The organism is Lysobacter sp., assembly GCF_035655815.1.
Taxonomy (GTDB): domain Bacteria; phylum Pseudomonadota; class Gammaproteobacteria; order Xanthomonadales; family Xanthomonadaceae; genus Lysobacter_J.
Window position 1 is genome coordinate 99,069 of record NZ_DASRTS010000044.1, and the last position, 7,427, is coordinate 106,495.

General features: G+C 68.4%; 7 protein-coding genes. 4 read left to right on the forward strand and 3 right to left on the reverse strand.

What is annotated here, in order from left to right; translation table 11 throughout:
• Window positions 1-103: 103 nt before the first annotated feature.
• The 3 genes from ccmB to VFE83_RS12945 all read right to left on the reverse strand — a co-directional run bounded on the left by ccmB (window position 104) and on the right by VFE83_RS12945 (window position 2,046).
• Complete coding sequence (ccmB, locus tag VFE83_RS12935; protein ID WP_324906758.1) at window positions 104-793, reverse strand: heme exporter protein CcmB; 690 nt, start codon at window positions 791-793, stop codon at window positions 104-106.
• Window positions 790-1,464, reverse strand: a complete 675-nt coding sequence (gene ccmA / locus VFE83_RS12940) for a heme ABC exporter ATP-binding protein CcmA (RefSeq protein ID WP_324906760.1) — start codon at window positions 1,462-1,464, stop codon at window positions 790-792. Before ccmA ends, ccmB begins: the two co-directional genes overlap by 4 nt.
• A gap of 108 nt (window positions 1,465-1,572) precedes the next feature.
• Window positions 1,573-2,046 (reverse strand): DUF3293 domain-containing protein, encoded by a 474-nt coding sequence (locus VFE83_RS12945; protein ID WP_324906762.1) that lies wholly within the window; start codon window positions 2,044-2,046, stop codon window positions 1,573-1,575.
• Between the two features lie 135 nt (window positions 2,047-2,181).
• Here VFE83_RS12945 and VFE83_RS12950 point away from each other — a divergent pair, with 135 nt between their 5' ends.
• From VFE83_RS12950 to VFE83_RS12965, 4 genes are all read left to right on the forward strand, one after another.
• Entirely contained in the window at window positions 2,182-3,330 is a 1,149-nt protein-coding gene (locus VFE83_RS12950; protein ID WP_324906764.1) for a pyridoxal phosphate-dependent aminotransferase, read from the forward strand.
• Window positions 3,331-3,486: 156 nt separating this feature from the next.
• A complete protein-coding gene (locus VFE83_RS12955; protein WP_324906766.1) occupies window positions 3,487-4,284 on the forward strand; it encodes an amidohydrolase in 798 nt (265 codons plus the stop codon).
• Between the two features lie 212 nt (window positions 4,285-4,496).
• Window positions 4,497-4,961 carry a YbaK/EbsC family protein gene (locus VFE83_RS12960; protein ID WP_324906768.1) on the forward strand — a complete coding sequence of 155 codons (465 nt, stop codon included), beginning with the start codon at window positions 4,497-4,499 and terminating at the stop codon, window positions 4,959-4,961.
• A 90-nt stretch (window positions 4,962-5,051) separates the two neighbouring features.
• Window positions 5,052-7,298: a hypothetical protein gene (locus VFE83_RS12965; protein WP_324906770.1), complete on the forward strand. Its 2,247-nt coding sequence runs from the start codon at window positions 5,052-5,054 to the stop codon at window positions 7,296-7,298.
• Window positions 7,299-7,427 lie beyond the last annotated feature (129 nt).

Consider the following 7,427-nt stretch of genomic DNA (forward strand, 5'->3'; position numbering starts at 1 on the left):
CGCTTCCGGTTCATCGGACCGGACAACGGCGGGTGGCGGCGGATTGTCTCGACGGTGGCGGTCACGGGGTTGACCTGGCTCAAGTGACGTGCCGTTTTCGTCTTCAGTTCAGCGCGATGCGGATTGCGGCCGCCGCGGCGAGCGGCGCGAGCACCAGCGCCACCGCCAGTCCCGCACCCAGCAACAGCAGCGCGCCCGTCGGATCCAGCCCCTGCGCGGCGGCAGCGACGCTGCCTGCGCCGAACACCAGCACCGGTACGTACAACGGCAGCGCCAGCAGGGCCACGAGTATACCGGAGCGCCGCATCCCGACCGTCAGGGCCGCGACCACCGCGCCCAGCAGGCTGAGCAGCGGTGTGCCCAGTGCCAGCGAGACCAGCAGCACCGGCAGTTGCGCGCGCGGCAGGTGGAGCAGTTCGCCCAGGAACGGCGCGGCCACCAGCAGCGGCAGGGCCGTCGTGGCCCAGTGCATGAAGGTGCGTACGCCGACCAGCCACGCCAGGGGCACCGGCGCCAGCATCCACTGCTCGAGTGAGCCATCCTCCGCGTCGCCGCGGAACAGGGTGTCCAGCGACAGCAGGCCGGCCAGCAGCACGGCCACCCACAGCACGGCGCCGGCGACCCGCGACAGGGCGTCCTGCTCGCCGCCCAGGGCGAGGGCGAACAGCACGACGACCAGCAGCGCGAACAGGGCCGGCTGGAGCGCATCGCCACGTCGGCGCCAGAGCAGGCGCAGGTCGCGGACCAGCAGCGCGCGGGCGGCGCCGATCAGGCTGGGGGTCGTGGCACTCATGCCGCGGTCCCCGTGGTGGGTTCGGCCGCGCCGCCCCGCCGGGAAAGCACCAGCATCCGGGTCCGCACCGGCGGTGCGGCATAGGCGCCGTGCGTGGTGACCAGGGCGGCACCACCTTCGCGCAGGTGGGCCTGGACCATGCGGTTGACCAGTTCGATGCCTTCCAGGTCCAGGTTGGCGTAGGGCTCGTCCAGCAGCCAGAGCGGTGCAGGCGACATCCACAGGCGGGCCAGCGACAGGCGCTTCTTCTGGCCGGCGGACAGCTGTCGTGCCAGGGCGTCCTCGTAGCCGGCGAGGCCCACGATGCCCAGGGCGTTTTCCGGCAGCTGGGCGCGACGACGGCCATGCAGGCCGCACAGGAAATCCAGGTTCTCCATCGCGCTCAGGTCGGCCTTCAGGCCGGGCAGGTGACTCAGGTAGGCGATGGCCCGCGCGCGGCGGGCGATGCCGGCCGGCTCGCCGTCCAGATCGACCTCGCCAGCATCGGCCCGCAGCAGCCCCGCCAGCACGCGCAGCAGGGTGGTCTTGCCGGCACCGTTGTCGCCCTGCACCAGCAGGGCTTCGCCCGCGTCGACGCTGAAGTCGAGCGGGCCGAACACCGGCTCGTCGTTGCGCGCAAAACGCAGGCCTCGGGCTGCCAGCAGCGGCGGGGCGGGTCGGTCGGAGGTCATCGAATGCGTATGGACGGCCGGCGGCCGCGAGGGTGCCATTCTAATGCGACGGCCCTGTCGCACCGTTTGGCCGGGTCAGGCGGGCGCGCCGTGCGCGGGCACGCCGGGTCAGCCCGCGACCCAATCCGTATCCGCGGGGCTGCGCACCGCCTGCGGGCGAGGCATCAGCATGCGCAGCCGCACCGGCTCGCCTGCCGGCCAGTCGAGCACGCCCGCCTGGCCGAACTCCACCGCCAAACGCAGCAGGTCGTCTTCAGGCAGGTCGGCTACCAGCCAGCCGGGCTCGTGCCACTCGCCCTGCGGATCCTGTGCCCAGGCGGGGTGGCGCACCACGCCCAGGGCGTCGAGCTGGGCCACCAGCAGCCGGTCGGCGGCCTGGTTGGCGGCGTCGGAGCGCGGCCGCGAGGCCGGGTTCCACGCAGTGATGAAGGCATAGCGCGCCGCCGGCACGTAGGCCTCCAGGTCGGTGGCACGGCGACCCACCCGCAGGGGCAGCGGCTCTGCGTCCACCACGGCCGCGTACTCCGCGACGGCATAGGCGGACGCCAGTTCGGCGGCATCGACGATCTGCAACTCGCGCATGCCCAAAGTGTGGTCGGTGCGCCCGCGCCGTGCAAACCGTGGCCGATGGCGGCCGGCCATCCGGTGATGAGGTTTCGTCATGACGTGCAATGACAGGCATCCTTACACTTTCCGGTTTCGATTCCCCCCACCGCGATGACCCTGCAAACCAAGCTGCCCAAGGTCGGCACCACCATCTTCACCGTGATGTCGCAGCTCGCGCTCGAGCACGACGCGGTCAACCTCGGCCAGGGCTTCCCCGATTTCGATGTGCCGCAGCGGCTGATCCAGGCACTGGACCGCGCGATGCGCGAGGGCAAGAACCAGTACGCGCCCATGACCGGAATTCCGGCGCTGCGCCAGGCCATCGCGGCCAAGACCGAGCGCTGCTACGGCCATCGTCCCGACGCCGATGCCGAGATCACCGTCTGCTCAGGCGCGAGCGAAGCGATCTTCGATGCGGTGGCCGCCGTGGTGCGGCCAGGTGAGGAGGTGATCGTGCTCGATCCCTGCTACGACTCGTACGAACCGGCCATCGATCTGGCCGGCGGCCGCGCCGTGCATGTACCGCTGGATCCGCAGACGTTCGCGCCGGACTGGAACCTCATCCGTGCTGCGGTCACGCCGAAGACGCGCCTGCTGATGATCAACTCGCCGCACAACCCGTCCGGCGCTATGTTCACCGCCGAAGACATCGCGCAGCTCACCGCATTGCTGCGCGATATGGGCATCTGGCTGCTGTCGGACGAGGTGTACGAGCACATCGTGTTCGATGGCCGTCGCCACGAATCCGTGCTGCGCTATCCGGAACTGCGCGAACGCGCGTTCGTGGTCTCCAGCTTCGGCAAGACCTACCACTGCACCGGCTGGAAGATCGGCTACTGCATCGCACCGCCGCAGCTTTCGGCGGAGCTGCGCAAGGTTCACCAGTACAACACCTTCTGCACGTTCGCCCCGGCGCAGTGGGCATTCGCCGAGATGATCGAGGCCGAACCGGAACATTACGAACAGCTCGGCGCGTTCTACCAGGCCAAGCGCGACCGTTTCCGCGAGCAGCTGCTCACCACCCGGCTCAAGCCGTTGCCGGTGCCGGGCGGGTATTTCCAGCTGGTCGATTACTCCGACGTCAGTGACCTGGACGATCTCGCGTTCTGCCGCTGGCTGACGGTGGAGAAGGGAGTCGCCGCGATCCCGCTGTCTCCGTTCTACGAATCCCCGCCGACGGGCCAGCGCCTGGCACGCCTGTGCTTCGCGAAAAACGAGGCGACGCTGGACAAGGCGATCGAGCGGTTGCGGAAACTTTAACGCGCGCATGTGTGCTTTCCTGCCGTCACTTCCGCGAAGGAATCGATGCCTCCGACGCCTCACGTCTTCCGGCGAGCGTGACGCATCGGACGGTTGGATCCGCGACTTCGCGGGAATGACGGCAACAAAATCCAGATCACTCATCCGGGTAATGCAATGAACGACCTCCGCGTCACTCTCGTCCAGGGCGACACCCGCTGGCATGACCCCGCCGGCAATCGCGAATACTACGGGCGTCTGATCGCACCGCTGCGCGGCACGACCGATCTGGTGATCCTGCCGGAGACGTTCACCAGTGGTTTCTCCAACGACGCCATCGGCGACGCGGAAACCATGCACGGGCCGACCGTGTCGTGGATCGCGAAGCAGGCCGCGCGCCTGGATGCCGCGGTGATGGGCAGCGTGCAACTGCGCACCGACGATGGCGTATTCAACCGGTTGCTGTTCGCCACCCCGGACGGTGCGCTGCGCACGTACGACAAGCGTCATCTGTTCCGCTATGCGCGCGAGCATGAGCGCTACGCCGCCGGTCGCGACCGTCTTACCCTGGAGTGGAAGGGCTGGCGTATCTGCCCGATGGTCTGCTACGACCTGCGCTTCCCTGTGTTCTCGCGCAACCGTTTCAACGTGGAACGGCCCAACCAGCCGGATTACGACCTGCTGGTGTTCGTCGCCAACTGGCCGTCCGCGCGCGCCTACGCATGGAAGACGCTGCTACGCGCGCGCGCCATCGAGAACCTGTGCTACGTGGCCGCGGTCAATCGCGTCGGCAACGATGGCAACGGCCTGCACTATGCGGGCGACAGCGCCGTCATCGATTTCCTCGGCCACCCGGTGAGCGAGTGCGCCGATGAGGAAGTCGTGGTCACCACCACGTTGCTCGCCAGGGAACTCGCGGCGCACCGCGAGCGCTTCCCGGCCATGCTCGACGCCGACGCCTTCGAGCTTCGCTGAATACGTCATCCGCGCGCGTGCGGGGCATGCGCCGCGTCCATGCAAGCCCCGAGCCATCCGGACACCGGACCGCGCGCTGCACAACGGGACTACACTGTCGGTGCCGCGCATCGCGCGGCCCCTTCGTTTGGCGCAGACAGGGACGCCGGCGCGCCGCGCCCGCTTTGCCCCGCACGACGCGTCCGGCCTCCGCCTTCTTGAGGAGACAGGCCATGTCGTCACCACGTCTCGAGAAATTCCTGCAGACCCATCGTGTCGCCTACGACACGATGACCCATCCACATGCCTTCACCGCGCAAGCCACGGCGGCCAGCGCGCACCTCGATGCGCATGAAATGGCCAAGACCGTGATGGTGCGCATCGACGGCCGACTGGCGATGGCGGTGGTGCCATCGGACGAGTGGCTCAACCTCTCGCTGTTGCGCGAGGCCAGTGGCGCGCGCGAAGTGGCGCTGGCCAGCGAATCCGAATTCAAGGACCGCTTTCCGGAATGCGAGGTGGGCGCCATGCCGCCGTTCGGCAATCTGTACAACATGCCCGTCTACGCGGACGAAAGCCTGGGCGACGACGCATCCATCGCGTTCAATGCCGGCAACCATCGGGAACTGATGCGGATGGAATGGCACGATTTCGAGCGGCTCGTGCACCCGCACATGGCACCGCTGTCCCGACACTGACCGGCTCGTCGCGCAGCCGTTCGGCAGGGCCGGGCGGCCCTGTGTTCTGCGTGTGCATGCCCGGCATGGAAGTTTGGCTATGCTCGGCCCATGAACAGCGCCCCGAAGGATCGGCAGCCCCTGGCGCGGCTGGTTGAGCGCATCCCTCCGACGACCCGCCGGTGGTTGCGGCGTGGCGCGGTGACGTTGCTCGCGGTGTACGTGGGTTATCTGGTCGCGGGCAACATCTTCATCAACACACCGATCGGGGAGTGGACCGCGAACCGCAAGCCGGAGAAGTTCCGGATCGAATGGGGCCCCGGTGTGACCTGGTGGCCGGGCCATGTGGCGGTGTGGGACGTGCGCATGCAAGGGCAGGCGGGCCGCACGCGCTGGGTCGTTCAGGCGGCGCGCGCGAAAGGACACGTGCGGATCTGGCCGCTGCTGCGCAAGGAAGTGCGCGTGCCGGACGTGGAGGCTGTCGAGGTGACCGGTTCGGTCGAAATGGTCGGGTCGCGCCAGACGCCGCCACCGGTGCGTGCCGGCGGCTGGGTGCTCGCCTTCGACCGCATCCACAGCGATTCCGTCCGCGGTGGCCGCTATGGCGACCTGGTGCTGGAAGGAACGGGGCAGGCGCAGGTGGGCTTCTTCAAGCAGTTGCGCGGCGGAGCGCTGGAGATGCTGCCATCCACGGCGCATTTCGAGCGCGCTCGCCTGCGCATGGGCCGCAACGAGCTGGTGCACGATGCACGCATCGATGCGCGCTTTGCGATGGCGCGTCACACCCGCGACCAGGCGGCCGGCATTCGCAGGCTGCTGATGATGGACGCCGACCTGGCGCTGGACGGCAAGGCGGCAGGATTGCGTGCGGCACCGGACGCCAACGGACGATTGGCGCTTTCGACCGTGCCGGCGCAGGGCGCGGCGCACGCGAAACTGGGCTTTGCGCGAGGCGCGATCACGCCGGGCAGCACGCTGCGCTGGAACGTGCCGATCAGCGGCAATGATTTCACCGGTCAGGCGCGCAACGCTGCGCTGGACGTGGCACTGAACGTGGACCGTGACGTCCACTTCACGGCAAAGGCACCCGCGCAGCCGAGCAGCCCGTTGTCGCTGGATGCGGATCTGACCGTGCGCGGCACGACCGTGCCATTGCAGGATGTGCGCTCCCTGCTGCCGAGGACGTCGGGCCACGTGGTCGGGCGCTGGCAGTTCGCGTCGTTGAAGTGGCTGGGGAATTTCTTTACCGATGCGTCCTGGTTGTCGCTCGACGGTTCCGGCATGGTCGATGCGGACGTGCGGCTGGTCGACGGCAAGGTGGGCGCCGGCAGCCGGGTCGGAGTGCCCGAAGTGCAGGCGGTCGCGCACGTGATGGGCAACCGCATCCAGGGACGTGCGCGTGCCGAAGGCCGCCTCGATGCCGGTGCGGATTCGCAGCTGCTGCCCAGGCTCGAACTGGTGATGGAGCGCTTCGACATCGCGGCCGACGATGCGCCGTCGCGTCCATACGTGCAGGGCCAGGACCTTCGGCTGAACCTGGAGACGCTGTCCGGCGTGGATCGCCAGAAGCTGCGCCACCCGGGCGGCATGAAGCAGGTGGGTAACACATTGCGCGCGCACCTCACATTTGCCGATGCGAAGGTGCCCGACCTGCGCGCCTACAACCGTTACCTGCCCGTGGATCACATGCGCTTCGACGGCGGCGCGGGCACGCTAGATGGCGACGTGACGCTGGACGGAGCAGGCGACATCGGCACCGGCACGATGCGTGTGCGTGGCCGCGACACGCGCATGCACCTGGCCGGCCTGGCACTGCGCGGCAACGTCGACATCGACACGCGACTGCGGCGTGCGGATCTGGGCGAGCACAACTTCAACATCGATGGCAGCCGCATCCGGCTGGACGACATCAGCTTCACCGAACCGGGCGGCGAATCACGCAGCGGATGGTGGGCGCGCATCGATCTGCAACGTGCGCGCATGGACTGGGATCAGCCGATGAAGGTGAGCAGTCGCGCGAACATCGAGATGAAGGATGTCGGATTCCTGCTGTCGTTGTTCTCGCGCCAACGCGAGTACCCGAAGTGGGTGTTCCGCCTGGTGGACTCGGGCCAAGCCCGCGCCAGTGGTGATGTGCAGTGGAGCGGCCAGACGCTCACCCTCGACCGGTTGCAGGCAAGCAACCAGCGCTATGACGTCAAGGCGCGATTGCGCCTGCAGGGCAAGAACCGCACCGGCAGCCTGTACGCGCAATGGGGCGTGCTGAGTTGCGGCGTGGCGGTGAACAACGGCAAGCGCGATTTCCACCTGGTACGCGCCAGGCAGTGGTACGACGCGCAGCCGGCGCTGATCCGCTGAGGTCCACGGTGCGTTTGAGGCCGTGAAAAGAAACAGGGCGCCGAAGCGCCCTGTTGTTCATGCCTGCCGTCGATCAGCCGCGGGGACCGCGACCACCGCCGGGACGACCGCCCCCACGCGGGCCGCCGG